The sequence below is a fragment of the Pseudomonas sp. AE27 genome (genome assembly GCF_037113495.1).
In the GTDB taxonomy this organism is placed as follows: domain Bacteria; phylum Pseudomonadota; class Gammaproteobacteria; order Pseudomonadales; family Pseudomonadaceae; genus Aquipseudomonas; species Aquipseudomonas palmensis.
Genome location: NZ_CP146966.1, coordinates 4,837,523 through 4,862,786, shown reverse-complemented (window position 1 = coordinate 4,862,786; position 25,264 = coordinate 4,837,523). Strand labels below are relative to the sequence as shown.

General features: G+C 64.5%; 25 protein-coding genes. 8 read left to right on the top strand and 17 right to left on the bottom strand.

From position 1 onward, the window contains the following. Positions 1-192 precede the first annotated feature (192 nt). From V9K84_RS22285 to V9K84_RS22275, 3 genes are all read right to left on the bottom strand, one after another. Positions 193-468: an HU family DNA-binding protein gene (locus V9K84_RS22285; protein ID WP_008366879.1), complete on the bottom strand. Its 276-nt coding sequence runs from the start codon at positions 466-468 to the stop codon at positions 193-195. 186 nt (positions 469-654) lie between these two features. Continuing rightward, positions 655-1,803 carry an FAD-dependent oxidoreductase gene (locus tag V9K84_RS22280; protein WP_054916465.1) on the bottom strand — a complete coding sequence of 383 codons (1,149 nt, stop codon included), beginning with the start codon at positions 1,801-1,803 and terminating at the stop codon, positions 655-657. A gap of 30 nt (positions 1,804-1,833) precedes the next feature. Next, positions 1,834-2,001 carry a rubredoxin gene (locus V9K84_RS22275; RefSeq protein WP_007954349.1) on the bottom strand — a complete coding sequence of 56 codons (168 nt, stop codon included), beginning with the start codon at positions 1,999-2,001 and terminating at the stop codon, positions 1,834-1,836. Between the two features lie 207 nt (positions 2,002-2,208). On the opposite strand from V9K84_RS22275, the gene V9K84_RS22270 reads away from it, so the two are divergent. Next, entirely contained in the window at positions 2,209-2,736 is a 528-nt protein-coding gene (locus V9K84_RS22270; protein WP_256582763.1) for a chorismate lyase, read from the top strand. Further along, complete coding sequence (ubiA, locus tag V9K84_RS22265) at positions 2,736-3,626, top strand: 4-hydroxybenzoate octaprenyltransferase (protein ID WP_054916464.1); 891 nt, start codon at positions 2,736-2,738, stop codon at positions 3,624-3,626. Before V9K84_RS22270 ends, ubiA begins: the two co-directional genes overlap by 1 nt. A gap of 32 nt (positions 3,627-3,658) precedes the next feature. Here the strand turns inward: ubiA and V9K84_RS22260 are convergent, their stop codons facing one another. Next, positions 3,659-4,033 carry a hypothetical protein gene (locus tag V9K84_RS22260; RefSeq protein WP_088513973.1) on the bottom strand — a complete coding sequence of 125 codons (375 nt, stop codon included), beginning with the start codon at positions 4,031-4,033 and terminating at the stop codon, positions 3,659-3,661. A 147-nt stretch (positions 4,034-4,180) separates the two neighbouring features. On the opposite strand from V9K84_RS22260, the gene phoB reads away from it, so the two are divergent. The 3 genes from phoB to V9K84_RS22245 all read left to right on the top strand — a co-directional run bounded on the left by phoB (position 4,181) and on the right by V9K84_RS22245 (position 7,742). Next, positions 4,181-4,870 (top strand): phosphate regulon transcriptional regulator PhoB, encoded by a 690-nt coding sequence (gene phoB / locus V9K84_RS22255; RefSeq protein WP_028942483.1) that lies wholly within the window; start codon positions 4,181-4,183, stop codon positions 4,868-4,870. A 142-nt stretch (positions 4,871-5,012) separates the two neighbouring features. Then, positions 5,013-6,287, top strand: coding sequence for a phosphate regulon sensor histidine kinase PhoR (gene phoR / locus V9K84_RS22250; protein WP_213085772.1), 1,275 nt, complete (start codon positions 5,013-5,015; stop codon positions 6,285-6,287). 114 nt (positions 6,288-6,401) lie between these two features. Continuing rightward, entirely contained in the window at positions 6,402-7,742 is a 1,341-nt protein-coding gene (locus tag V9K84_RS22245) for a hemolysin family protein (RefSeq protein WP_043861548.1), read from the top strand. A gap of 6 nt (positions 7,743-7,748) precedes the next feature. On the opposite strand, the gene V9K84_RS22240 is transcribed toward V9K84_RS22245, so the two are convergent. The 8 genes from V9K84_RS22240 to V9K84_RS22205 form a co-directional block, all read right to left on the bottom strand. Then, a complete protein-coding gene (locus V9K84_RS22240) occupies positions 7,749-8,645 on the bottom strand; it encodes a M23 family metallopeptidase (protein ID WP_054916463.1) in 897 nt (298 codons plus the stop codon). A gap of 185 nt (positions 8,646-8,830) precedes the next feature. After that, positions 8,831-9,739, bottom strand: a complete 909-nt coding sequence (locus tag V9K84_RS22235) for a response regulator (RefSeq protein ID WP_088513972.1) — start codon at positions 9,737-9,739, stop codon at positions 8,831-8,833. Between the two features lie 162 nt (positions 9,740-9,901). Beyond that, a complete protein-coding gene (gene phoU / locus V9K84_RS22230) occupies positions 9,902-10,666 on the bottom strand; it encodes a phosphate signaling complex protein PhoU (RefSeq protein ID WP_043861545.1) in 765 nt (254 codons plus the stop codon). A 56-nt stretch (positions 10,667-10,722) separates the two neighbouring features. Beyond that, positions 10,723-11,556 carry a phosphate ABC transporter ATP-binding protein PstB gene (pstB, locus tag V9K84_RS22225; protein WP_043861544.1) on the bottom strand — a complete coding sequence of 278 codons (834 nt, stop codon included), beginning with the start codon at positions 11,554-11,556 and terminating at the stop codon, positions 10,723-10,725. A gap of 80 nt (positions 11,557-11,636) precedes the next feature. After that, a complete protein-coding gene (gene pstA / locus V9K84_RS22220) occupies positions 11,637-13,307 on the bottom strand; it encodes a phosphate ABC transporter permease PstA (protein ID WP_043861543.1) in 1,671 nt (556 codons plus the stop codon). 17 nt (positions 13,308-13,324) lie between these two features. Then, entirely contained in the window at positions 13,325-15,613 is a 2,289-nt protein-coding gene (locus V9K84_RS22215; RefSeq protein ID WP_043861542.1) for an ABC transporter permease subunit, read from the bottom strand. A 138-nt stretch (positions 15,614-15,751) separates the two neighbouring features. Further along, complete coding sequence (locus V9K84_RS22210; RefSeq protein ID WP_043861541.1) at positions 15,752-16,753, bottom strand: phosphate ABC transporter substrate-binding protein PstS; 1,002 nt, start codon at positions 16,751-16,753, stop codon at positions 15,752-15,754. 150 nt (positions 16,754-16,903) lie between these two features. Continuing rightward, positions 16,904-18,193 (bottom strand): MFS transporter, encoded by a 1,290-nt coding sequence (locus V9K84_RS22205; RefSeq protein WP_043861540.1) that lies wholly within the window; start codon positions 18,191-18,193, stop codon positions 16,904-16,906. Between the two features lie 360 nt (positions 18,194-18,553). Here V9K84_RS22205 and V9K84_RS22200 point away from each other — a divergent pair, with 360 nt between their 5' ends. Both V9K84_RS22200 and V9K84_RS22195 read left to right on the top strand, forming a co-directional pair. Beyond that, complete coding sequence (locus V9K84_RS22200) at positions 18,554-18,955, top strand: acyl-CoA thioesterase (protein ID WP_009402429.1); 402 nt, start codon at positions 18,554-18,556, stop codon at positions 18,953-18,955. A gap of 72 nt (positions 18,956-19,027) precedes the next feature. Beyond that, entirely contained in the window at positions 19,028-19,924 is an 897-nt protein-coding gene (locus V9K84_RS22195) for a D-hexose-6-phosphate mutarotase (RefSeq protein ID WP_088513971.1), read from the top strand. Between the two features lie 49 nt (positions 19,925-19,973). On the opposite strand, the gene V9K84_RS22190 is transcribed toward V9K84_RS22195, so the two are convergent. The 5 genes from V9K84_RS22190 to V9K84_RS22170 all read right to left on the bottom strand — a co-directional run bounded on the left by V9K84_RS22190 (position 19,974) and on the right by V9K84_RS22170 (position 23,599). Beyond that, positions 19,974-20,507, bottom strand: coding sequence for a DUF3299 domain-containing protein (locus tag V9K84_RS22190; RefSeq protein ID WP_043861581.1), 534 nt, complete (start codon positions 20,505-20,507; stop codon positions 19,974-19,976). Between the two features lie 51 nt (positions 20,508-20,558). Further along, positions 20,559-20,804, bottom strand: coding sequence for a GlsB/YeaQ/YmgE family stress response membrane protein (locus V9K84_RS22185; RefSeq protein WP_043861538.1), 246 nt, complete (start codon positions 20,802-20,804; stop codon positions 20,559-20,561). Between the two features lie 92 nt (positions 20,805-20,896). Beyond that, positions 20,897-21,979: a 5-(carboxyamino)imidazole ribonucleotide synthase gene (locus V9K84_RS22180; RefSeq protein ID WP_043861537.1), complete on the bottom strand. Its 1,083-nt coding sequence runs from the start codon at positions 21,977-21,979 to the stop codon at positions 20,897-20,899. A 10-nt stretch (positions 21,980-21,989) separates the two neighbouring features. After that, positions 21,990-22,481, bottom strand: a complete 492-nt coding sequence (gene purE / locus V9K84_RS22175; protein ID WP_054916459.1) for a 5-(carboxyamino)imidazole ribonucleotide mutase — start codon at positions 22,479-22,481, stop codon at positions 21,990-21,992. Between the two features lie 212 nt (positions 22,482-22,693). Next, the gene (locus V9K84_RS22170; RefSeq protein WP_043861535.1) at positions 22,694-23,599 is read right to left on the bottom strand and encodes a LysR substrate-binding domain-containing protein; all 906 of its coding nucleotides are present in this window, start codon (positions 23,597-23,599) and stop codon (positions 22,694-22,696) included. A 178-nt stretch (positions 23,600-23,777) separates the two neighbouring features. On the opposite strand from V9K84_RS22170, the gene aspA reads away from it, so the two are divergent. Next, positions 23,778-25,202, top strand: a complete 1,425-nt coding sequence (gene aspA, locus V9K84_RS22165; RefSeq protein ID WP_043861534.1) for an aspartate ammonia-lyase — start codon at positions 23,778-23,780, stop codon at positions 25,200-25,202. Positions 25,203-25,264 lie beyond the last annotated feature (62 nt).

Genomic DNA, 25,264 nt, shown 5'->3' with positions numbered 1-25,264 from the left:
GTATGCTAGTCACAAGCACGGGGCACGGCAATAGCGCACTGCACGGTGGGTTCCTCGCCGGCAACGCCGGCTCCTGCAGACGGCGGTTATCTGCTGCAGGCGCCGGCATTGCCGGCGAAGAGCCGCAACACAAACAAGAACGGGCACCTTGTAGGGGTGCCCGCTCTTCAATGCAATCAGTAGCCCACGGCCTTACGGATTGACGCTGTCCTTGAGGAACTTGCCTGGCTTGAACGCCACGGTGTTGCTGGCCTTGATCTTCACCGGCTCGCCCGTCTGAGGGTTCTTGCCGGTGCGCGCGCCACGGTGGCGCTGCAGGAACGTGCCGAAGCCTACCAGGGTGACGCTGTCTTTCTTGTGCAGCGCGTTGGTGATTTCTTCCAGTACGGCATTGAGCACGCGGTTGGCCTGCTCCTTGGTAAGGTCGGCTTTCTCGGCAATGGCTGCGGCGAGTTCTGGTTTACGCATGGTGAAGCCCCTCTGACGGATTTTTTGTTGTTATGCCGTGCTGCCTTGCAGGCAGCGCCTAAGGCACCGCAGGCTCTAAACTGCGGCAGACGGGTGTGAGAATGGCACGCCGCCAGGGGCCGCGCCAGTCTCTGGGCGGCCATTGTTCAGGCAATGGCAGGGTATATCCGACAGAACGACAGCTATTTATGCCAGCAACGGCGGAAGTTGACGGTTCAGCGCCAGCTTTTCCATCACTGCCGTACCGGTCAATACATAGCCCAGCAGTTGGCCATCGGCATCCCGGCAGAGCACCTTGATGTCGCTGCCCTGCCCTTCGACCTGCCACTGGCCTTCGCGGGCGCGTGGCGGCGGTGAAACGACCAGCGGGCATACCGGGGTCTTCACCGTGATGGGCATAGGCCCGTAGCTGACCACCGTCGGATTGCCCGCCAGGGTCTGCGCCAGCGCGCGCGCGCAGGCCATCAGCGGCATCACGTACAGCAGGTTGATGCCGTCGACCTCGGCACAGTCGCCCAGGGCATGGATATTGGCGTGCGAGGTGCGCAGGTGGCGGTCGACCACCACCCCGCGATTGACCTGCAGGCCAGCGGCGGCAGCCAGGTCGATGCGGGGGCGCAGGCCGATGGCCGATACCACCAGGTCGCAGACGATCACACTGCCATCGGACAGATGCGCTTGCAGGGCATCGGCCGAACGTTCCAGGCGGGTCAGCACCGGGCCCAGGTGAAAGCGCACACCAAGCCCTTGCAGCCCAGCCTGCACCGCAGCCGCGGCGGCCGGGTGCAGCAGGGTCGGCATGACCTGCTCGCAGGGGGCGACGATGTCGATCTCGAAGCCACCCAGGTGCATGTCGTTGGCGAACTCGCAGCCGATCAGCCCGGCCCCCAGAATCAGTACCCGGCGCTTGCCGGCCGCCGCGGCGCGAAAGCGCGCGTAGTCTTCGAGGTCGTTGATCGGGAAGATCGCATCGGCTGCGTCGCCCTGCACCGGCACCTGGATGGTCTGCGCGCCCAGCGCCAGCACCAGGTCGCGGTACGGTACCTGCTCCTCGCCGATCCACAGGCGCTTGTGGCCCGGGTCGATGCCGCTGATGCGCGTATGGGTACGCACCTGGGCCTTGAGCTGCTCGGCCATGGCCCCCGGCTCGGCCATGCTCAGGCCGTCGGCGTCCTTGTCCTTGGCAAAGCCGGTGGACAGCATCGGCTTGGAATACGAGCGACCATCATCGGCGCTGATCAGCAGCAACGGCGTCTCGCCGTCGAGCTTGCGAAATTCGCGGGCGAGGTTGTAGCCCGCCAGCCCCGTACCGACAATCACCACCGGATCGCTCATGCCTTCATCCCTTCCCTGTATAAAAAATGATCAGTTGATTTCGATCATCTCGAAATCCATCTTGCCCACGCCGCAGTCCGGGCACAGCCAGTCTTCCGGCACGTCCTGCCACAAGGTGCCCGGCGCAATGCCGTCATCCGGCCAGCCATCGGCCTCGTTGTAGATAAGCCCGCATACCACGCATTGCCACTTCTTCATGATCGCTCTCCCTCCAGTAATCCAGACGCACATCGGTTGTGATCATTACAGTCTTGGCGCTGCATGGATCGTCAGGGGGCTTTGTACTGAGGCTGGTGGCGCGATGCAAGCGCAACCGGCAAACATGCTAAGCTCGGCGCCTCACTGGCTTGTAACCGCATACCTACCGTGCCGTACGAAACCTCGCAAGTGCCCGCGCCACACTGGCTGCAGCAGCAAACGCCGCTGGCCGCAAGCGCCGACCCCCTTACCGCCGACTGGCTGTTCGACCAGGGCTCGTTGACCCGCCGCCTGACCCGATTATCCGCCGATCACTTCAGCGTGACCCCCCTGTACGAGGGCTGGCAGCCGCTGCGCGCCGACGAGTGCACCAGCCTCGGCCTGGCCACGGGCAGCGAAGGCTGGGTGCGCGAGGTGTACCTGCGCGGGCATGGCCAGCCGTGGGTGTACGCACGCAGTGTGGCCGCGCGCAGCGCCCTGCAGCAGGGCGGCCTGGACATGGAAGCGCTGGGCAGCCGTTCGCTGGGCGAGTTGCTGTTCTGCAGCCCCGGGTTTGCCCGCCAGGCCATCGAGGTGTGCCACTACCCTGCCGCCTGGTTGCCCCGCGAGCAGCGCCATGACGGCCTGTGGGCACGCCGTTCGCGGTTCGACCAGGGTGAACTGAGCATCCTGGTGGCCGAGATCTTCCTGCCCGCCCTGTGGCAGGCCACCGACACCCGCCTGGAGGACCGCTGATGTACCTGAGCCTGCTCAAGTCGCTCAATCGCCTGCACCCCCGGGCGTGGGACTTCATCCAGCTCAGCCGCATGGACAAGCCGATCGGCATCTACCTGCTGCTGTGGCCCACCCTCACGGCGGTATGGATCGCGGCCAAGGGCACGCCCACCGTGGCCAACGTGCTGATCTTCCTGTTCGGCGTGGTGCTGATGCGCGCCGCGGGCTGCGCGATCAACGATTTTGCCGACCGCAAGGTCGACGGTCACGTCAAGCGCACCGCCGAACGCCCGCTGGCGGCCGGGCGCATCAGCGGGCGCGAGGCGCTGGTCCTGTTCGCGACCCTCGTGGGGCTGAGTTTCGTGCTGGTGCTGTGCACCAATGCGCAGACGGTATGGCTGTCGTTCGGCGCCGTGGCGCTGGCAGCCTGCTACCCGTTCATGAAGCGCTACACCTATTACCCGCAGGTGGTGCTGGGCGCAGCCTATTCCTGGGGCATCCCCATGGCCTTCACCGCCGCCACCGGCGAGCTGCCGGCCATCGCCTGGCTGCTGTACATCGCCAACCTGCTGTGGACCGTGGGCTACGACACCTACTACGCGATGGTCGACCGCGACGACGACCTGAAGATCGGGGTCAAGTCCACCGCGATCCTGTTCGGCGAAGCCGATCGTGCCATCATCCTGACCTTGCAGCTGCTGTCGCTGGGCTGCCTGCTGATGGCCGGCAACCGCTTCGAGCTGGGTGGCTGGTTCCACCTGGGGCTGGTAGGCGCGGCGCTGTGCTTCGCCTGGGAATACTGGTCGACCCGCAGCCTGGATCGCGACGCCTGCTTCAAGGCCTTCCTGCACAACCACTGGGCCGGGCTGCTGGTGTTCATCGGCGTGGTACTGGACTACGCCCTGCGCTAGCCGCCCCCGGGGGCGGCCGCGCAAGGCCGGCCTCATGGCTTGGCGGCGTGCCAGACGTCCTTCATGCCGTCGCCGGTCATGTCACCGCCCTTCTTGTCCTTGACGAAGGTGTACAGCGGCTTGCCATCGTAGGCCCACTGCATCGAGCCGTCTTCGCGCTTGATCTGCGTCCACTTGCCGTCGGCGGCGTCGCCCGCCATGGCCTTGAGGGGCGGCCAGTTCTTGGCGCAGTCGTCATTGCACATGGATTTGCCGCCGGCATCCTTGTCGAAGGTGTACAGCGTCATGCCGGCAGAATCGACCAGCACGCCGTTCTTCTCCATCCCCGGCGCGGCCGCTGCCACCCCCGGCAGGGCCAGTGCTGCAACAGCAAAGAGAGCCATCCAGTTCAGCGTATGTCGTGTCATTGGATTCACCGTTTTTGGTGATGGGTGGGAGCTAAAGCCTAGCTCAGCCAAGGAATGTTGCCGCCAGGCCACACGACCTGTCACACGACTGCAATAATTCCGTTATCTAATGCGGGCCAAGACACCTTAATGGGAAGAGGTTTGAGCATGGTTGGCAGGAACATTCTGATCGTTGACGACGAGGCGCCGATTCGCGAGATGATCGCCGTTGCATTGGAAATGGCCGGCTACGACTGCCTGGAGGCGGAAAACTCGCAGCAGGCCCATGCCATCATCGTCGACCGCAAGCCCGACCTGATCCTGCTCGACTGGATGCTGCCGGGCACTTCGGGCATCGAACTGGCGCGGCGCCTCAAGCGCGACGAGCTGACCGGCGACATCCCGATCATCATGCTCACCGCCAAGGGTGAGGAAGACAACAAGATCCAGGGCCTGGAAGTCGGCGCCGACGACTACATCACCAAGCCGTTCTCCCCGCGCGAACTGGTGGCCCGCCTCAAGGCCGTGCTGCGCCGTGCCGGCCCCAGTGATGGCGAGGCCCCGATCGAGGTCGGCGGCCTGCTGCTCGACCCGATCAGCCACCGCGTGACCATCGACGGCAAGCCTGCCGAGATGGGCCCTACCGAATACCGCCTGCTGCAGTTCTTCATGACCCATCAGGAGCGCGCCTACACCCGTGGCCAGCTGCTCGACCAGGTATGGGGCGGCAATGTGTACGTGGAGGAGCGCACCGTCGACGTGCATATCCGCCGTCTGCGCAAGGCGCTGGGTGAAGCCTACGAAAATCTGGTACAAACCGTGCGCGGCACGGGATACCGGTTCTCAACCAAGAGTTGAGAACACGGCAAGCTACAAGCCTCAAGTAAGAGCAAAAGCAAACGCAGATCCGCTTCAATCTTGCAGCTTGCCGCTTGCAGCTTGCAGCGGGTCCTAAGGACCCACCGTGAACCAAAACTGGCATGGCACCCTGATTCGCCACATGCTGCTGCTGACCACCGTCTGCCTGCTGGCAGGGCTGATCAGCGGCCATTACGGCTGGAGCCTGGCCCTGGGCCTTGGCGTGTATCTGGGCTGGACCCTCAAGCAGCTGCTGCGCCTGCACGACTGGCTGCGCCAGCACAAACCCGACGAGGCCCCGCCCGACGGCTATGGCCTGTGGGGCGAGGTGTTCGACAGCATCTACCACCTGCAACGCCGCGACCAACGCGTGCGCGGGCGCCTGCAGGCAGTGATCGACCGCGTGCAGGAGTCCACCGCCGCCCTCAAGGATGCGGTGATCATGCTCGACAGCGACGGCAACCTGGAGTGGTGGAACCGCGCCGCCGAGACCCTGCTGGGGCTCAAGACCCCACAGGACAGCGGCCAGCCGGTCACCAACCTGGTCCGCCACCCGCGCTTCAAGGAGTACTTCGAACAGGAGAACTACCTCGAACCGCTGGAAATCCCCTCGCCCATCAGCGACCGCCTGCGCATCCAGCTGCACATCACCCGCTACGGCAACAACGAACACCTGATGTTGGTGCGCGACGTGACCCGCATCCACCAGCTCGAACAGATGCGCAAGGACTTCGTCGCCAACGTCTCCCACGAGCTGCGCACGCCACTGACGGTGATTGCCGGGTACCTGGAGACCCTGCTCGACAACGTCGAGGAGGTGAACCCTCGCTGGGTGCGGGCCCTGACCCAGATGCAGCAGCAGGGCGTGCGCATGCAGACACTGCTCAACGACCTGTTGCTGCTGGCCAAGCTGGAGGCCACCGACTACCCCTCCGACAACCAGCCGGTGGCCATCGACAGCCTGCTGCAGTCGATCAAGGGCGATGCCCAGGCCCTGTCCGGCCAGCGCAACCAGCGCATCACCCTGGACGCCGAGCCGGGCGTGCGCCTCAAGGGCAGCGAGGCGGAACTGCGCAGCGCGTTCTCCAACCTGGTGTTCAACGCCGTCAAGTACACCCAGGATGAAGGCCAGATCCGCATCCGCTGGTGGGCCGACGCCCAGGGCGCGCACCTGAGCGTGCAGGACTCGGGCATCGGCATCGACCCCAAGCACCTGCCACGCCTGACCGAGCGCTTCTACCGCGTAGACTCCAGCCGCAACTCCACCACCGGCGGCACCGGCCTTGGCCTGGCGATCGTCAAGCACGTACTGCTGCGCCACCGCGGCCGGCTGGAGATCAGCAGCGTACCGGGCCACGGCAGTACCTTTACCTGCCATTTCGCCCCCGTTCAGGTGGCAACCCGCACCGTTTCCTGAGCGACCGCCCTTTAAATTTGCGCAGTCAGCCGCTACATTGGCTGACTCGCGCCAGTACCTGCTGGCATTGCCACACTCCCTTATTTCAGAAGACGGACCCCGTAAAACTCCATCATGGACCCTTCCCCTGGTATCACCCTCGCTTCACTGTTCGCCGATTTCGGCATGATTCTTTTTGCTCTGCTGCTGGTTCTGCTCAACGGATTCTTCGTTGCGGCCGAGTTCGCCATGGTCAAGCTGCGCTCGACCCGGGTCGAGGCGATTGCCGGCAAGAACGGCTGGCGCGGGCATATCCTGCGTACCGTACACAGCCAGCTGGACGCCTACCTGTCGGCCTGCCAGCTGGGCATCACACTGGCCTCGCTGGGCCTGGGCTGGGTCGGCGAGCCGGCCTTCGCGCACCTGCTCGAGCCGCTGCTGGCGGCGGTGGGCGTGCAATCGCCCGAAGTCATCAAGGGCGTATCGTTCTTCAGCGCCTTCTTCGTGATCTCCTACCTGCACATCGTGGTCGGCGAGCTGGCGCCCAAGTCCTGGGCCATTCGCAAGCCCGAACTGCTGTCGCTGTGGACGGCGGTACCGCTGTACCTGTTCTACTGGATGATGTACCCGGCCATCTACCTGCTCAACGCCAGTGCCAACGCCATCCTGCGCATCGCCGGCCAGGGCGAGCCCGGCCCGCACCACGAGCACCATTACAGCCGCGAGGAACTCAAGCTGATCCTGCACTCCAGCCGGGGTCAGGACCCCAGCGACCAGGGCATGCGCGTACTGGCCTCGGCGGTGGAGATGGGCGAACTGGAAGTGGTCGACTGGGCCAATTCCCGTGAAGACATGGTCAGCCTCGACGCCCATGCGCCGCTCAAGGAGATCCTCGCGATGTTCCGCCGGCACAAGTTCAGCCGCTACCCGGTGCTCGACGCCGAAAGCGGCGAATTCGTCGGCCTGCTGCACATCAAGGACCTGCTGCTGGAACTGGCCGCGCTGGACCACCTGCCCGAGTCGTTCAACCTGGCCGAGCTGACCCGCCCGCTGGAACGCGTATCGCGGCACATGCCGCTGTCGCAGCTGCTGGAGCAGTTCCGCAAGGGCGGCGCGCACTTTGCCCTGGTCGAAGAGGCCGATGGCAAGGTGATCGGCTACCTGACCATGGAAGACGTGCTCGAAGTGCTGGTGGGCGACATCCAGGACGAACACCGCAAGACCGAGCGCGGCATCCTCGCCTACCAGCCCGGCAAGCTGCTGGTGCGCGGCGACACCCCGCTGTTCAAGGTCGAGCGCCTGCTGGGCGTGGACCTGGACCATATCGAGGCCGAAACCCTTGCTGGCCTGGTCTACGAGACGCTCAAGCGCGTACCGGAAGAAGAAGAGGTGCTGGAGGTCGACGGCCTACGCATCATCATCAAGAAGATGAAAGGGCCCAAGATAGTGCTGGCCAAGGTGCTCAAGCTCGATTGACGCGCCTTACGGGTTGCCGGCGGTAAAGCTCGGCAGCCCGCCGATGGGCTGGTTGAACTGGTACGGGATCGACTCCAGCGCCAGCCCCACGTTGCGCTGCACCACGAAATGCAGGTGCGGCCCGCTGCTGTTGCCGGTGTTGCCGGACCTTGCCAGCGGCGTGCCATAGGCCACCCGCTGGCCTTCGCTGACCACCACCGACCCGCGCATCAGGTGCAGGTACACGCCCATGGTGCCGTCGGCATGCAGAATCCGCACGAAATTGCCTGCCGGGTTGGTACCGCGCCCGCTCTGGGTGTTTTCCGTCTTTATCACCACCCCTGCCCGCGCCGCGATGATCGGCGTGCCTTCGGGCATGGCGATGTCCATGGCATAGCGGCCCTTGGGGCCGAAGTGGCTGTAGGTGCCATTGGGGCCCTGGGAGAGGCGGAACGGGCCGCCGCGCCAGGGGAACGGGTAGCGATAGGCCTGGGTGCGCTGGGCGGGGTTGCCCAACGTGTAGTTGAACTGCTCGCGGTAGCTGACCGGGGTACCGGGCTTGCGCGCACCGAGGGCAGTGAGCAGCAGCGTGGAACGGGCCGGTACCACCCGCCGGACGATGCGCGGCGCCAGGTTCTGCACGTTGCCCAGGCGCTCCAGGCGCAGTTCCACTTCGACCGGGGCGTGCAGCTCGTTGCGGGCACTGAAACGCACGCCGTCGGCGTACTTGCTGACCTGCAACTGCACCTGCTGGCCCAGCTGCTCGACCATGCGATCACGGAACACCAGTGCGCGAGCGCCGGGGCTGGGGCGATCGGAATAGGACACCACGCCGTCGGCGTCGGTGTTCTTGTAGATGGTCATGGCCCAGCTCGGGCCGGCAGCCAGCAACAGGGCGCAGAACAGCAGCAGGTGTGGCGGCATCGGTAGTGGCCATCTGACAGGTTAGCTGTGAGCAAGCCTAGCAGGGGAATATGGAGGGCGTGTTGCGGGGAGTGATGCGGGGTATGGCAGGCGATCAGTGGTGTGTCCTTCGCCGGCAAGGCCGGCTCCTACGGCTGTAGGAGCCGGCCTTGCCGGCGAAGAGGCTGCGAGCAGCAAAGGGCCTGTCAGGCCCCCGGCACGAAGTGCTTGAGCGCCGTACCGCGGGCAATCAGCCGCGACAGGTAGTCGAGCTTCTGCGCATCCTGATCGACAAAGCGGAAGGTCAGCTGCAGCCAGTCGCTGTCCGGCTTGGATTCCACCGCCACCACCGCATGCAGGTACCCGTTGAGCCGCGCGATCTCGGCATTGTCGCCCTGCTCCAGGTCCAGCACCGCGCCTTCCAGGATCTGCGGAAGCACTTCGCCACGGCGTACCACCAGCAAGGCTTCCTTCAGGCTCAGGGCCTTGATCACGCAGGCCTGGTTGCCGCTGGACAGGCGCAGCTGGCCCTGTCCGCGGCCCGCCGGCGCCGCCGCCTTGGCCGCGCCCGGTTGCGGCGCATTGATCAGTGGCTTGGCCGCCGCCACCGGGGCCGCAGCTGGGGCGGCCGGGCGCACGGTCTCGGCCTTGCCGCCGGTCAGGGCCGACAGCGAGTCATTGGCAAACGCGGAGGTGGCGCGGGTGGGCGCACTGGCCATCAGGGTATCGAGCTTGCCCAGCTTGGTCAGCGCCTTCTTCACCTTGGTCAGCAACTGCTCGTTGGTGAACGGCTTGCCGACAAAGTCCGACACACCGGCCTGGATCGCCTGCACCACGTTTTCCTTGTCGCCACGGCTGGTCACCATGATGAACGGCATGGCCTTGAGCGCTTCGTGCTGGCGGCACCAGGTCAGCAGCTCCAGGCCCGACATCTCGGGCATCTCCCAGTCGCACAGCACCAGGTCGAAACGCTCGCGCTCCAGCAGCACCTGGGCCTTGCGACCGTTGACCGCGTCCTCGATGACCATGCCGGGGAAGTAATTGCGCAGACACTTTTTCACCAGGTCACGGATAAACGGCGCGTCATCCACGACCAGAACACTGACTTTACTCATCGCCACTCCTTCAAGACCCGGCTAGCATAACGTTGACTGATGGCCATTTGCCAAGACTTCGCTCATGCCGGGGCTCCGTCAAATCATTCGCGGGTGCGTGCTGTTGCGCTGCCGCAAACGAAAACGCCCGGCCAAGGCCGGGCGTTCATTCTCGGGGCAGTCCTATTTATCGTCAGGTTTGCCCGGAACATTAGCTTTTTCGCCGTTGCCGTTGCCCTCGACTTCTTCCTTCATTCGCTTCAGGCCCAGGTGACGCACGTCGGTACCGCGCACCAGGTAGATCACCAGCTCGGCGATGTTGCGCGCGTGGTCGCCGATGCGCTCCAGCGAACGCAGCGCCCAGATCACGCTCAGTACCCGCGAGATCGAGCGCGGGTCTTCCATCATGTAGGTCACCAGCTCGCGCAGGGCGGTCTTGTACTCGCGGTCGATGGTCTTGTCGTACTGCGCCACCGACAGCGCCAGCTCGGCATCGAAGCGGGCAAAGGCGTCGAGCGCGTCGCGCACCATGTTGCGTACCTGGTCGCCGATGTGACGCACCTCCACGTAGCCGCGCGGCGACTCGCCTTCTTCGCACAACTGGATGGCGCGGCGGGCGATCTTGGTCGATTCGTCGCCGATACGCTCCAGGTCGATCACCGACTTGGAGATGCTGATGATCAGGCGCAGGTCCGACGCCGCCGGCTGGCGCCGGGCCAGGATGCGCACGCACTCCTCGTCGATGTTGCGTTCCATCTGGTTGATCTGCTCATCGACTTCGCGCACCTGCTGGGCCAGGCCCGAATCGGCCTCGATCAGCGCGGTGACGGCGTCGTTGACCTGTTTCTCGACCAGGCCGCCCATTGCCAGAAGATGGCTGCGAACCTCTTCAAGTTCGGCGTTGAACTGCTGGGAGATGTGATGGGTAAGGCTGTCTTTGTCGATCATGAGAAATCCTTGGCGCGTCCGGTAAGTGCTGTCAGGCGGCGTTCAATCGTTGAATCCTAGCCATACCGACCGGTGATGTAGTCTTCGGTCTGCTTCTTCGCCGGGTTGGTGAACAGGGTGTCGGTGTCACCGTATTCCACCAGCTTGCCCATGTACATGAACGCGGTGTAGTCCGAAACCCGCGCGGCCTGCTGCATGTTGTGGGTCACGATGACGATGGTGTACTTGGACTTGAGTTCGTAGATCAGCTCTTCGACCTTGAGCGTGGAAATCGGGTCCAGCGCCGAGCACGGTTCGTCGAGCAACAGCACCTCTGGCTCCACCGCGATGGTACGGGCGATCACCAGGCGCTGCTGCTGGCCGCCGGACAGGCCCAGGGCCGAGTCGTGCAGGCGGTCCTTGACCTCCTCCCACAGTGCGGCACCCTTGAGTGCCCACTCCACGGCTTCATCCAGTACACGCTTCTTGTTGATGCCCTGGATGCGCAGGCCGTACACCACGTTCTCGTAGATGGTCTTGGGGAACGGGTTGGGCTTCTGGAACACCATGCCCACGCGGCGGCGCAGCTCGGCCACGTCCTCGCCCTTGCGGTAGATGTTGTTGCCGTCGAGGTTGATCGCGCCTTCCACCCGGCAGCCGTCGACCAGGTCGTTCATGCGGTTGAAGGTGCGCAGCAGGGTCGACTTGCCGCAGCCGGAGGGGCCGATGAAGGCAGTCACGCGCTGCTTGGGAATGTTCAGGCTGACATCGAACAGCGCCTGCTTCTCGCCGTAGAACAGGCTCAGGCCCGGTACTTCGATGGCCACGGTCTCGTCGGCCAGCTGCAGGCTCTGCTTGGTACGACCCAGGGCGGACATGTCGATGCCGTGGGTGTGGGATTCATGCTGCATGGTAAGACTCCATACGCTATCAATTTCGTTTCATCGTACCGCCCGGCACAACACACGGGCGGCGCTTGCAATAAGGGGTATCAGCTATCCAGCGCCTTGTACTTCTCGCGCAGGTGGTTGCGTATCCATACCGCCGAGAGGTTGAGCGTGGCGATCACCATCACCAGCAGCAGCGCCGTGGCGTAAACCAGCGGCCGTGCGGCCTCGACGTTGGGGCTCTGGAAGCCGACGTCGTAGATGTGGAAGCCCAGGTGCATGATCTTCTGGTCCAGGTGCAGGTACGGGTAGTTGCCGTCCACCGGCAGCGACGGCGCCAGTTTCACCACACCCACCAGCATCAGCGGCGCCACCTCGCCCGCGGCACGGGCCACGGCCAGGATCATGCCGGTCATCATCGCCGGGCTGGCCATCGGCAGCACGATCTTCCACAGCGTCTCGGCCTTGGTCGCACCCAGGGCCAGCGAGCCCTCGCGCACGGTCCGCGGGATCCGCGCCAGGCCTTCTTCGGTGGCCACGATCACTACCGGCACCGCCAGCAGCGCCAAGGTCAGCGAGGCCCACAGCAGGCCCGGGGTACCCAGGGTCGGCGCCGGCAGTGCTTCGGGGAAGAACAGATGGTCGAGCGAGCCGCCCAGCACGTACACGAAGAAGCCCAGGCCGAACACGCCGTAGACGATCGCCGGCACGCCGGCCAGGTTGTTCACCGCGATGCGGATCAGCCGGGTCACCGGACCCTGGCGGGCATATTCACGCAGGTACACCGCCGCCAGCACGCCGAACGGGGTGACGATCACGGCCATGATCAGGGTCATCATCACGGTGCCGAAGATCGCCGGGAAGATCCCGCCCTCAGTGTTGGCTTCACGCGGGTCGTCGCTGAGGAACTCCCACACCTTGGCGAAGTAGGTGCCCAGCTTGGTGAAGTTGTTCATGGCGTTGGGCTGGTAGGCGTGCACCACCTTGTCGAGGTTGATCTCGACTTCGCGGCCATTGCCGTCACGGGCCACCAGGCTGTCGCGGCTGAAGTCCTGGTGCAGCTTGCCCAGGCGGTCCTCGATGGCCTTGTAGCGGTTGTTCAGCTCGGCGCGCTCGGCATCCATGTCGGCCTGCGCTACAGGGGTCAGCTTGCCTTGCAGTTCCAGCTTGCGGGCTTGCAGACGCAGGCGCTCAAGGCCATGGTTGATCGCACCGATGTCCTTCTTCTCGAGCTTCTGCAGCTCGCCGGCCAGGCCGGCGGCACGCTTGAGGCGTGCCTGCAGCTCGTTCCAGGCGGCCTGCCCTTCGGCAACCACCTTGCCGTTTTCCTTGACGCTGACCAGGTAGCCGTAGAAGTTGCCCCACTCGCGGCGCTCCAGGGCGATCAGGTCGACCGGCTTCTGCTGGTCCACCAGCCAGTCGCCGACCACCCAGGTGAAGTCACTGCCGTTGAGGTCGCGGTTGCCGACCTTGATCAGCTCGCGGGTCATGAACTCCGGGCCGTTGTCGGGTACCGGCAGGCCGGCCCCCTTGAGGCGTGCCAGCGGCACCTCTTCCTTCTGCACCACTTCGCCGATGACGATGTGGTTGGCCTGGCCCGGCACGTTGTAGCTGGCCTGAATCAGGTCGGCCGGCCAGAAGTGCGCCAGGCCGCGCACGGCGATCACGGAGAGCAGACCGATGGTCATGATCACCGCGATGGACACCGCGCCACCGCTTATCCAGACGCCAGGGGCGCCGCTCTTGAACCAGCTCTTGAGGGAATCCTTTTTCACGGATCTCTACCTTTCTATCAAAGCGACGAGTATTTCTTGCGCAGACGCTGGCGAATCAGCTCGGCCAAGGTGTTCATCACGAAGGTGAACATCAGCAGCACCAGCGCGGCGAGGAACAGCACGCGGTAGTGGCTGCCACCGACTTCCGATTCGGGCATCTCCACCGCGACGTTGGCCGCCAGGGTGCGCATACCTTCGAACAGGTTCATTTCCATGACCGGGGTGTTGCCCGTGGCCATCAGCACGATCATGGTTTCACCCACCGCGCGGCCCATGCCGATCATCAGCGCCGAGAAGATGCCCGGGCTGGCGGTCAGGATGACCACGCGGGTCAGGGTCTGCCACGGCGTGGCGCCGAGTGCCAGCGAGCCCAGGGTCAGGCTGCGCGGCACGCTGAACACGGCGTCCTCGGCAATCGAGTAGATGTTCGGGATGACCGCAAAGCCCATGGCGATACCGACCACCAGGGCGTTGCGCTGGTCGTAGGTGATGCCCAGGTCATTGGTGATCCACAGGCGCATGTCGCCGCCGAAGAACCAGGTTTCGAGGAACGGGCTCAGGGTCAGCGCACCCCAGCCGGTGAACAGGATCACCGGGATCAGGATCGCCGCTTCCCAGCCATCCGGCACACGCAGGCGGATCGACTCCGGCAGGCGGCTCCAGATGAAGCCGGCCAGCAGGATGCCGAACGGCATCACCACGAACAGGCTGAACACACCGGGCAGATGCCCTTCCAGGTACGGCGCCAGGAACAGCCCGGCGAAGAAGCCGAGGATCACCGTGGGCATCGCCTCCATCAGCTCGATCACCGGCTTGACCTTGCGGCGCATGCCCGGGGCCATGAAGTAGGCGGTGTAGATCGCTGCGGCAATCGCCAGCGGTGCGGCCAGGATCATCGCGTAGAACGCGGCCTTGAGCGTACCGAAGGTCAGTGGCGACAGGCTCAGCTTGGGCTCGAAGTCGGTGTTCGACGCGGTGGACTGCCAGACGTACTTGGGCTCGTCGTAGTTCTCGTACCAGACCTTGCTCCACAGCGCACTCCAGGACACTTCCGGGTGCGGGTTGCGCAGGCTGGCCGGGATCAGCTTGCCGCCCTCTTCGACGAACAGGCGGTTGGCCCGTGGCGACAGTGCCAGCACGCCGGCGCCTTCGGCCATCGGCTCCACCAGCAGGGTGCGGTGTGCGGTGCTGTGGAACACGCCGAGCTTGCCGCTGGCATCCAGTGCCACGAAGCCCTTGCGGCGCTCTTCGGCATCGATCTGCACGATCGGCGCCTTGCCCATCTGGAAGGTACGGATCTGCTTGAAGCGCTGCTCGCCGTCCGGGTCGCGGGCCATGAACCACTGGGCCAGGCCGCCCTTGGAGTCACCGATGATCAGCGAGATGCCGCCCACCAGCTGGGCGCTGGCGGTGACTTCGGCATCGGCGTCGTCGAGCAGCTTGTAACGACCGTTGAGGCTCTTGTCGCGCAGGCTGAACACATCGGCCTGGGCCCGCCCGTTGATCACGTACAACCACTGCTGGCGCGGGTCGATGAAGATCGCCTTGACCGCCTCGGTCATCTGCGGCAGTTCGATGTGGTTCTGCTCGCTGGTGACTTCGCCGGTCATCATGTTTTCTTCGCGGCTCAGTTGCAGTACCTGCAACTGCGCACCGCTGGAGCCGGCCACCACCAGGGTGTCGCCATTGACGTTCAGGCTCACGTGCTCCAGCGCACGGCCCGAATCGCCGAGGGCGAACGGTTGCTGGCCATAGGGGTAGTCGATGGCCGGGGTGATGGTCTTGTGGTTGTCCGGGTAGGTGATCTTGTAGCTGTGGCTGAACACCAGTGCCTGGCCGTTGGACAGGCCCAGCACCACCAGCGGGTTGCCCGGCTGGTCGGCGCCGATCGAGGTCACCTGGGTGCCGGCCGGTACCGGCAGGTCGACACGCTTGAGCTCGGCACCGGTCTTGGTGTCGAAGAACAGCGCCTGCCCCTTGTCCGAGACGCGCATGCCGACCAGGTTCTGCTCTTCGAGCGCGATCATCAGCGGCTTGCCGGCGTCCTGGGTCAGCCAGGCCGGGGTCATGGCCTTCTTGGTGGTCAGTTCGGCGCCTTGAAACAGCGGCACCACCACGTAGGCCAGGTAGAAGAAGATCAAGGTGATCGCCGCCAGCACGGCGAGCCCGCCCACCAGTACATACCAGCGGGTCAGGCGGTCCTTGAATGCACGCAGGCGACGCTTGCGTTGCAGCTCGGGCGTATTGAAATCAATCCGCACGGGGGGAGAATTTTGGGTCATGGTGGAGTTGGCCAGATCATTCATGCGCTCACCCTAGCGGTCCCGTATGACAAAAACATGACAATGCAGTGACGCAAAAAAGCCCGCCGCTCAGGCATGCCTGGCAGCGGACTCGCAATTTGCAGCGCGGCCCGCACAGATGCAGGGCGCGCCCGTTCACACTCAGTTTGCAGCGACGCCTTTGGCGGCGTGGTTCAGGCCCAGGTCGGCCAGCGCTTTCTCGGCCACTTTGGCGGGCAGCGGGATGTAACCGTCTTTCACCACGACCTGTTGACCGGCCTGCGACAGCACCAGCTTGACGAACTCGGCTTCCAGCGGGGCCAGAGGCTTGTTCGGGGCCTTGTTGACGTAGACGTAGAGGAAACGCGACAGCGGGTAGGTACCGTTCAGGGCGTTGGCTTCGTTGTCTTCGACGAACGCGCCGCCTTCCTTCTTGGCCAGGGCCACGGTTTTCACGCTGGCGGTCTTGTAGCCGATGCCCGAGTAACCGATACCGTTCAGCGAGCTGCTGATCGACTGCACGACGGACGCCGAGCCAGGTTGTTCGTTGACGTTAGGCTTGAAGTCGCCTTTGCACAGGGCTTCTTCCTTGAAGTAGCCATAGGTGCCGGATACCGAGTTGCGACCGAACAGCTGGACCGGCTTGTTGGCCAGGTCGCCGGTCACGCCCAGGTCGCCCCAGGTTTTCACGTCGGCCTTGGCACCGCACAGGCGGGTGGAGGAGAAGATGGCGTCGACCTGAGCCATGGTCAGGCCCTTGATCGGGTTGTCCTTGTGCACGAACACGGCCAGGGCGTCGACGGCGACCGGGATGGCGGTCGGCTTGTAGCCGTACTTCTGTTCGAACGCCTGCAGCTCGACGTCTTTCATCTTGCGGCTCATCGGGCCCAGGTTGGCGGTGCCTTCGGTCAGCGCGGGTGGCGCGGTGGAGGAGCCGGCGGCCTGGATCTGGATGTTTACGTTCGGGTATTCCTTCTTGTAGGCCTCGGCCCACAGGGTCATCAGGTTGGCCAGGGTATCGGAACCGACGCTGGAGAGGTTGCCCGATACGCCGGTGGTTTTGACGTAGGTCGGAATAGCAGGATCAACAGCGGCAACTGCGTTGGCAGTCGCAACGCCAGCGGCGGCAAAGGTCAGGGCCGCCATCAAACGCTTCAGTTTCATGCCTTACTCCTAGCAGGAATTGGGGGTAGATGGATCGGGCCCAAGTATCTGCAGGCCGTATGACTACTCTATGAACTGAATGTGACAATTAGATGAAAGGCCATCACCTCGTTCGAGGGATGGCCTTTATAGCGGACGCGGGGCGGGGTTTCAGCGCTTGGTGAGCAGCAGGTAGATGCCTACCAGCAGGCCCAGGGTGCAGATGCCGGCGACATAGTAGGCCGGGCCGAGCGGGCTGAACTTCATCAGCGAGGTGACCATGATCGGGGTCAGGCCACCGAAGATCGCGTAGGCCAGGTTGTAGGAAAACGACAGGCCGCTGAAACGCACCACCGGCGGGAAGGCGCGCACCATCACGTAAGGCACCGCACCGACGATGCCCACGCACAGCCCGGTAACGGCGTACATCGGGTACAGCCACTCAGGGTGCGCCGCCAGGTTGTGGTAGAAGCTCCAGGAGCTGGCCAGCAGCGCCAGGCTGCCGACGATGAACACGCGCCCGGCGCCGAAGCGGTCGGCCAGGCGCCCGGCCACGATGCAGCCGATGCTCAGCAGCACGATGGCCAGGCTGTTGGCCTTGAGGGCCTCGGTGGCGCTGATGCCGTAGAGGGTCTGCAGCACGGTCGGGGTCATCAGGATGACCACGATGATGCCGGCCGACAGCAGCCAGGTCAGCAGCATCGACAGTACGATGGCGCCACGGTGGTCACGCAGCACCGCGCGCAGCGGCACTTCCTCGGCCAATGCCTTGCGCTGCTGCATCTCGGCGAACACCGGGGTTTCGTGCAGCCAGCGGCGCAGGTACACCGAAAACAGGCCGAACACGCCGCCGAGCAGGAACGGGATCCGCCAGGCGTAGTCGCTCAGTTGCTCGGGGGTGTATACGGTGTTGATCAGGGTCGCGACCAGCGAGCCGAGCAGGATGCCCGAGGTGAGGCCCGCCGTCAGGGTGCCGCAGGCGTAGCCGATGTTGCGCGCCGGCACGTGTTCGGACACGAACACCCAGGCACCCGGCACTTCACCGCCAATGGCGGCGCCCTGGATCACGCGCATCAGCAGCAACAGGATCGGTGCCCACATGCCGATCTGCGCGTAGGTGGGCAGCAGGCCCATGATCAGGGTCGGCACGGCCATCATGAAGATGCTCAGGGTGAACATCTTCTTGCGCCCCAGCAGGTCGCCGAAGTGGGCCATCACGATGCCGCCCAGCGGGCGCGCCAGGTAGCCGGCAGCGAAGATGCCGAAGGTCTGCATCAGGCGCAGCCACTCGGGCATGTCGACCGGGAAGAACAGCTTGCCCACCACCGCGGCGAAGAACACGAAGATGATGAAGTCGTAGAACTCCAGCGCCCCGCCCAGGGCGGAGAGCGACAGGGTCTTGTAGTCACTGCGGGTGAGCGGCCGCGAGGGCTGCTCTATGGAGGGGGGCACGGAGGTCATCGAAGCGTCTCTTATTGGCAAATCAGGCCGCGGCAGCGCTGGCCCCGGCCTGTCAGGAGGTCGAACGATAGCAAATTGTTCGAAAAAGCACATGGATCGACATAATCGGGGCAGATAATCATGACCGCATGGTCGTCGCCCCACGCGCGGCTCTATATACTGGCCGCTCGTATCAAACGGTTACGCCTTGTGTGGGATGTTGTGCGAAAACGCCGCTAGGTATGCTTAGTCGGTTTCGCAGAGTTTCCCTTCGCCGCACGGCAGAGCGAAGCAGCGTAGTATGTTCGTGCTGAATCGTTTTTCGCGGCGTCCGCACCAGCGCAAACCAACGAAGCGTTACGGGTCAGAGGCACCCCCGGCATGATTGAACTCGAACAAGAAGATCCTATTCCGCAAGGCGACCTGGCCTTGCAGATCACCGCATTGCCCCGTGAAACCAACGGTTTCGGCGATATCTTCGGCGGCTGGCTGGTCGCCCAGATGGACCTGGCCGGCACGGCCATGGCCAGCCGAGTCGCAGGCGGGCGCGTCGCCACCGTGGCGATCGACCGCATGGCCTTTCTGGTGCCGGTGGCGGTGGGCGCGCAACTGTCCTTCTATACCCAGACCCTGGAAATCGGCCGCAGCTCGATCCAGATGATGGTCGAGGTGTGGAGCGACGACCCGCTGAGCAGTGAATGGCGCAAGGTCACCGAGGCAGTGTTCGTGTTCGTCGCCATCGACGGCAGCGGCCGCACCCGCTCGGTGCCGCCTCGTCGCTGAGCCTGGGGCGCGCTAAACTCGAGGGTCTGCGCGAGGTCCAAGACCTCTTAGGCCACCCTTCGAGAGCAACGCATGTCCACATCCAAGGTAGAAGTCGAACAGCATGGCGAGCTTGCCTGCTGGCGTATCACCACGCCTCGCGCCGAGCTGCTGATTGCCCAGCAGGGCGCACAGGTGCTCAGTTACCAGCGCGTGGGCGAGCCGCCGCTGCTGTGGCTCAGCGATCAGGCGATCTTCAGGCAGGGCAAATCGGTGCGCGCCGGTGCCCCGGTGTGCTGGCCCTGGTTCGGCAACCTGCAACGCAACCCAGCGGCCGTACAGGCCATGTTCCACGGCGCCGAGGCCCCGGCCCACGGGCTGGTGCGCGGGCGTGACTGGCAGTTGCTGGGTATCGACAGCAGTGCGGATTCGGTACGCGTGGACTTCACGCTGCCCCAGGCGTTGGGAGAGCTGCCCGGCTGGCCGCACACGGTGGAACTGAAACTGAGCATCGTGCTCGGCGAGGAACTGGCGCTGACCCTCGACAGCCACAACCTGGGCAATGGCAGCGTCACCCTCAGCCAGGCGCTGCACAGCTACTTTGCAGTCAGCGACGTGCGTGGCGCGCGGGTAGAAGGCGTGGACGGGCTGGCCTACATCGAGACGCTGGCAGACTGGGAGCAACGCACCCAGCAGGGCGACCTGGGGTTTGCCGGGGAAACCGACCGCATCTACCTGCAGGCACCTGAGCGTCTGAGCATCGTCGACCCAGGCTGGAACCGGCGTATCACCCTGCGTACCCAGGGTTCGCGTTCGGCGGTGATCTGGAACCCATGGGTGGACCGCGCCGCGCAGCTCACGGACATGGCCGATGACGGCTGGCAGCGGATGCTGTGCATCGAGACGGCGAACGTGTGGGATGACGTGGTGGAACTTTCGCCCGGGGCGACCCATTCGCTGAGTGTCAGTATCGGCAGCGAACCGCTCTAGACCGCATTCGCCGGCAAGGCCGGCTCCTACATTGCAGGAGCCGACGCGGTTACAGGTCGGAGTCCTCCACAACCCTCACCTTCCCCGCATCCAGCGCATACGCCGCATCGGCCAGGTCATTGCTGACCTTCTCCACCTTCAGCGTGCCGCTGACCCACAGCGGCGTGTAGATATCGTCCAGCTTCAGGCCATGGGGATAACGCACCAGCACCAGCTGGTTGGGCGGTGGTGGCGGTACATGGATGCAGGCGCCCGGATAGGGCACGAGGAAGAACAGCGTGCTGTTGCCCTTGGCGTCGGTTTCCAACGGCACCGGGTACCCGCCCAGACGGATCTGCCTGCCGTTCATGGCAGCCACCGTCTTGCTCGAATACATCACCGCCGGCAGGCCCTTGCTCTGCTTCAGGCCACCCTTCTCGGTAAAGGTACCCATCGCCTCGGGGGAGTTGTGGTCGATCTCGGGCATCTGCTCCAGCGCCTTCTGGTCCGACTTGGGCATCAGCTCCAGCCAGTCGGTCTCGGGCAGCTCGGCGCGGGCCAGGCCACTACACAGCAACAGGGTAAGCAGTACGACTCGGCGCATGAAAAAAAGCTCGGCAACTGACGGAAAGTTGCCGAGCATTCTAGCGCCCTGTCAGCGCTTTTTGATCATGCCGTAGATCACCAGCAGGATGATTGCACCCACCAGTGCACCGAGGAAGCCAGCACCCTCGCCCGCATGGTAGATCCCCAGCGCCTGGCCACCGTAGGTCGCCGCCAGAGAGCCGGCGATACCCAGCAGAATGGTCATGATCCAGCCCATGCTGTCGTCGCCCGGCTTCAGAAAACGTGCCAGCAAGCCGACGATCAGGCCGATGAAGATGGTTCCGATGATACCCATGGCATTCCCTCTGAATTGAGTGCACGAGCCAAAGCCTAGTCAGCGCTTTGGCATCCTGCCATCAGAGGGATGCGCGGCGGGAATGGTTCCGCTCAGCCTGCGATGAGCGCTTCGACCTGCTGGATCTTCTGCTCCAGCGTGGCCATGTCGGCGCAGCGCAGGGTGGCGTGACCGACCTTGCGCCCGGCCTTGAAGGCCTTGCCGTAGTGATGCAGGTGACAGTCGTCGATAGCCACGACCGCAGCCACCGCCGGCACTTCGCCGATGAAGTTGAGCATGGCGCTTTCGCCGACCTTGGCGGTCGAGCCCAGCGGCAGGCCGGCCACGGCGCGCAGGTGGTTCTCGAACTGGCTGCACTCGGCGCCTTCGATGGTCCAGTGCCCGGAGTTGTGCACACGCGGCGCGATCTCGTTGGCCTTCAGGCCACCGTCGACCTCGAAGAACTCGAACGCCAGCACGCCGACATAGTCGAGCTGCTCGAGCACGCGGCTCGCGTAGTCTTCGGCCAGGCTCTGCAGCAGGTGGTCTTCGCTGGCCACCGACAGGCGCAGGATGCCGCTGTCGTGGGTGTTGTGCACCAGCGGGTAGAAGCGCGTCTCGCCATCGCGGCCGCGAACGGCAATCAGCGACACCTCGCCGGTGAACGGCACGAAGCCCTCCAGCAGGCAGGGCACGCTACCAAGTTCGGCGAACGTGTCGACAACATCGGCTTCGGTGCGGAGCACCTTCTGGCCCTTGCCGTCATAACCCAGGGTGCGGGTCTTGAGCACGGCCGGCAGGCCGATGCTGGCGACGGCGGCCTCCAGGTCGGCTTGCGACTGGATGTCGGCGAAGGCCGGGGTCGGGATGCCCAGGTCACGGAACATGCTCTTCTCGAACAGCCGGTCGCGGGCGATGCGCAGCGCTTCGGCGCTCGGATACACCGGCACGAACTGCGACAGGAAGGCCACCGTCTCGGCTGGCACGCTTTCGAATTCGAAGGTCACCAGGTCGACTTCGTCGGCCAGCTGGCGCAGGTGATCCTGGTCGCCGTAGTCGGCACGCAGGTGCTCGCCCAGAGCGGCCGCACAGGCGTCAGGGGCCGGGTCGAGGAAAGCGAAGTTCATGCCCAGCGGGGTACCCGCCAGGGCCAGCATGCGGCCCAGTTGGCCGCCACCGATTACACCGATTTTCATGCGTGTGACCTCAGGCCTGGCGCGGGTCTGGATTGTCCAGAACGTTGTCTGTCTGCTCAGCGCGGAACTGTTTCAGAACGGTATGGAACTGCGGGTGCTTGGCGCCCAGGATGCTCGCCGAGAGCAGCGCGGCGTTGATCGCGCCGGCCTTTCCGATGGCCAGGGTGGCAACCGGGATGCCAGCCGGCATCTGCACGATCGACAGCAGCGAATCGACGCCCGAGAGCATGGCCGACTGCACCGGCACACCCAGCACCGGCAGGTGGGTCTTGGCGGCGCACATGCCTGGCAGGTGGGCAGCGCCACCGGCACCGGCGATGATCACCTCGATGCCACGGCCTTCGGCCTCTTCGGCGTACTGGAACAGCAGGTCCGGCGTGCGGTGGGCGGAAACCACCTTCACTTCGTAGGGAATGCCGAGTTTTTCCAGCATATCGGCGGTGTGGCTAAGGGTGGACCAATCGGACTTGGAGCCCATGATCACGCCAACCAGTGCACTCATCGTCGAGCCTCTTCTCTTGGGCGCCTTCAGGCGCGTCAAAAAACAACAAGCCACGCAGGGACGACCGGCGTGGCTTGTTATGCGAATTAGGGCCGGGTGTACCGACCGAAGGCCGCGCAGTATATCGTAAAGCCGTGTGTTTGATGCACCCCGGCGACCAACTGTAGGCCTTATTTTTCGGGCTTTTTCAGGGCTTCGGGCTGACTCTGGAGTCAAGCCGTCGCCGGCCCGCCTTCGAGCTTGCGCCACAGCAGGCGCACGTTGGCCTTGCGCACCAGCGCGCAGCGGTACAGGCGGATCTCCAGCGGCACGTGCCATTGCGCACCGCCACAGATCACCAGCTCGCCACGTTCAAGCTCGGCGCGGGCCGACAGGCGCGGCACCCAGGCAATACCCAGGCCTTCCAGGGCCATGCTCTTGAGGCTGTCGGCCATGGCGGTTTCGTAGATGGTGGTAAAGCGCAGGTTGCGCTGGCGCAGCAGCAGATTCACCGAACGCCCCAGAAACGCTCCGGCGCTGTAGGCCAGCAAGGGCACGCTGGCGTCGTTTTCCAGGTCGAACAGCGGCTTGCCGTCGGCATCCGCTGCACACACCGGCAGCATCTCGGTGTGCCCCAGGTGCAGCGAGGGGAAGATCTCGGCGTCCATCTGCAGGGCCGCATCCGGGTCGTAGAACGCCAGCATCAGGTCGCAGCCACCTTCGCGCAGGGCGTGCACCGCATCGCCGACGTTGGTCGCCACCAGCCGCGTGGCGATGTTCAGACCGTCGTTGCGCAACTGCGCGATCCAGCGCGGAAAGAAGCCCAGCGCCAGCGAGTGCGCCGCCGCCACCTGGATCACCTCGCCCTGCCCGCCTTCCAGGTGATGCAAGTGGCGCAGCACCTCGCCCAGCTGGTCGACCACCGTGCGCGCCGTCACCAGGAACAGTTGGCCGGCAGCGGTCAACTCGATCGGCGTGCGCGAGCGGTTGACCAGGGTCAGCCCCAACGCAGCCTCCAGGCTGCGAATGCGCCGGCTGAACGCCGGCTGGGTCACGAAGCGACGCTCCGCCGCCTGGGAAAAGCTGCGGGTGGCGGCCAGGGCGCTGAAATCTTCCAGCCATTTGCTTTCGAGGTTCATCGGGCTCTCCAGGCATGCACCAAAATGGTACACGCTCGAATGTCAATTGGCGTCACATGGAACGTTATGCCGTTTGTGCATAGGTTAGCGTGCAACAGCATTGGCCGCAAAATCCGTGCAGGCCTAGGATTGGCGCCATTCCGGCATGTGCCGGGCCTAACTCGAGATGATCTCTATCATGTCCGCTGCTGCATCGTTCCGTGTCGAAAAAGACCTGCTTGGCACCCTCGAAGTCCCTGCTGATGCCTACTACGGTATCCAGACCCTGCGTGCTGCCAACAACTTCCACCTCTCTGGCGTGCCGCTGTCGCACTACCCGAAAATGGTTGTCGGCCTGGCCATGGTCAAACAGGCAGCTGCCGACGCCAACCGCGAGCTGGGTCACCTGAGCGATGCCAAGCACGCCGCCATCAGCGAGGCCTGTGCCCGCCTGATCCGCGGTGACTTCCACGAGCAGTTCGTGGTCGACATGATTCAAGGCGGTGCCGGTACCTCCACCAACATGAACGCCAACGAAGTGATCGCCAACATCGCGCTGGAAGCGATGGGTCACCAGAAGGGCGAGTACCAGTACCTGCACCCGAACAACGACGTGAACATGGCGCAGTCGACCAACGACGCCTACCCGACCGCCATCCGTCTGGGCCTGCTGCTGGGTCACGATGCGCTGCTGGCCAGCCTCGACAGCCTGATCCAGGCCTTCGCTGCCAAGGGTGAAGAGTTCAGCCACGTACTGAAGATGGGCCGTACCCAGCTGCAGGACGCCGTGCCGATGACCCTGGGCCAGGAATTCCGTGCCTTCGCCACCACCCTGACCGAAGACCTCAACCGCCTGCGCACCCTGGCGCCGGAAGTGCTGACCGAAGTCAACCTGGGCGGTACCGCGATCGGTACCGGCATCAACGCCGACCCGGGCTACCAGGCCCTGGCCGTACAGCGTCTGGCGCTGATCAGCGGCCAGCCGCTGGTACCGGCTGCCGACCTGATCGAAGCCACCTCCGACATGGGCGCCTTCGTGCTGTTCTCCGGCATGCTCAAGCGCACTGCAGTCAAGCTGTCGAAGATCTGCAACGACCTGCGCCTGCTGTCCAGCGGCCCGCGCACCGGCATCAACGAGATCAACCTGCCGGCGCGTCAGCCAGGCAGCTCGATCATGCCCGGCAAGGTCAACCCGGTTATCCCGGAAGCGGTCAACCAGGTGGCCTTCGCCATCATCGGCAACGACATCGCGCTGACCATCGCGGCCGAAGGCGGCCAGCTGCAGCTGAACGTGATGGAGCCGCTGATCGCCTACAAGATCTTCGACTCGATCCGTCTGCTGCAACGCGCCATGGACATGCTGCGCGAGCACTGCATCGTCGGCATCACCGCCAACGAACAGCGCTGCCGTGAACTGGTCGAACACTCGATCGGCCTGGTCACCGCCCTGAACCCGTACATCGGCTACGAAAACGCCACCCGTATTGCCCGTATCGCGCTGGAAAGCGGCCGCGGCGTACTGGAACTGGTGCGTGAGGAAGGCCTGCTGGACGAAGCGATGCTCAACGACATCCTGCGTCCGGAAAACATGATTGCACCGCGTCTGGTACCGCTCAAAGCGTAACCGACGCCGTACTACCGCTCACCAGGTTGAGGGACTAGACACCTCTCACCTTTTGAGGGCCC

Bases quoted from the DNA above. Each gene is read 5' to 3' on its own strand.
- V9K84_RS22200 (WP_009402429.1), top strand. From the start codon at position 18,554: ATGATTGAACTCGAACAAGAAGATCCTATTCCGCAAGGCGACCTGGCC.
- V9K84_RS22205 (WP_043861540.1), bottom strand. From the start codon at position 18,193: ATGACCTCCGTGCCCCCCTCCATAGAGCAGCCCTCGCGGCCGCTCACC.
- V9K84_RS22190 (WP_043861581.1), bottom strand. From the start codon at position 20,507: ATGCGCCGAGTCGTACTGCTTACCCTGTTGCTGTGTAGTGGCCTGGCC.
- V9K84_RS22240 (WP_054916463.1), bottom strand. From the start codon at position 8,645: ATGCCGCCACACCTGCTGCTGTTCTGCGCCCTGTTGCTGGCTGCCGGC.
- V9K84_RS22180 (WP_043861537.1), bottom strand. From the start codon at position 21,979: ATGAAAATCGGTGTAATCGGTGGCGGCCAACTGGGCCGCATGCTGGCC.
- V9K84_RS22210 (WP_043861541.1), bottom strand. From the start codon at position 16,753: ATGAAACTGAAGCGTTTGATGGCGGCCCTGACCTTTGCCGCCGCTGGC.
- V9K84_RS22280 (WP_054916465.1), bottom strand. From the start codon at position 1,803: ATGAGCGATCCGGTGGTGATTGTCGGTACGGGGCTGGCGGGCTACAAC.
- V9K84_RS22235 (WP_088513972.1), bottom strand. From the start codon at position 9,739: ATGAGTAAAGTCAGTGTTCTGGTCGTGGATGACGCGCCGTTTATCCGT.
- V9K84_RS22245 (WP_043861548.1), top strand. From the start codon at position 6,402: ATGGACCCTTCCCCTGGTATCACCCTCGCTTCACTGTTCGCCGATTTC.
- V9K84_RS22260 (WP_088513973.1), bottom strand. From the start codon at position 4,033: ATGACACGACATACGCTGAACTGGATGGCTCTCTTTGCTGTTGCAGCA.
- pstB (WP_043861544.1), bottom strand. From the start codon at position 11,556: ATGCAGCATGAATCCCACACCCACGGCATCGACATGTCCGCCCTGGGT.
- V9K84_RS22285 (WP_008366879.1), bottom strand. From the start codon at position 468: ATGCGTAAACCAGAACTCGCCGCAGCCATTGCCGAGAAAGCCGACCTT.
- ubiA (WP_054916464.1), top strand. From the start codon at position 2,736: ATGTACCTGAGCCTGCTCAAGTCGCTCAATCGCCTGCACCCCCGGGCG.
- V9K84_RS22215 (WP_043861542.1), bottom strand. From the start codon at position 15,613: ATGAATGATCTGGCCAACTCCACCATGACCCAAAATTCTCCCCCCGTG.
- phoB (WP_028942483.1), top strand. From the start codon at position 4,181: ATGGTTGGCAGGAACATTCTGATCGTTGACGACGAGGCGCCGATTCGC.
- aspA (WP_043861534.1), top strand. From the start codon at position 23,778: ATGTCCGCTGCTGCATCGTTCCGTGTCGAAAAAGACCTGCTTGGCACC.
- V9K84_RS22185 (WP_043861538.1), bottom strand. From the start codon at position 20,804: ATGGGTATCATCGGAACCATCTTCATCGGCCTGATCGTCGGCTTGCTG.
- V9K84_RS22170 (WP_043861535.1), bottom strand. From the start codon at position 23,599: ATGAACCTCGAAAGCAAATGGCTGGAAGATTTCAGCGCCCTGGCCGCC.
- V9K84_RS22195 (WP_088513971.1), top strand. From the start codon at position 19,028: ATGTCCACATCCAAGGTAGAAGTCGAACAGCATGGCGAGCTTGCCTGC.
- purE (WP_054916459.1), bottom strand. From the start codon at position 22,481: ATGAGTGCACTGGTTGGCGTGATCATGGGCTCCAAGTCCGATTGGTCC.
- phoR (WP_213085772.1), top strand. From the start codon at position 5,013: ATGCTGCTGCTGACCACCGTCTGCCTGCTGGCAGGGCTGATCAGCGGC.
- V9K84_RS22275 (WP_007954349.1), bottom strand. From the start codon at position 2,001: ATGAAGAAGTGGCAATGCGTGGTATGCGGGCTTATCTACAACGAGGCC.
- phoU (WP_043861545.1), bottom strand. From the start codon at position 10,666: ATGATCGACAAAGACAGCCTTACCCATCACATCTCCCAGCAGTTCAAC.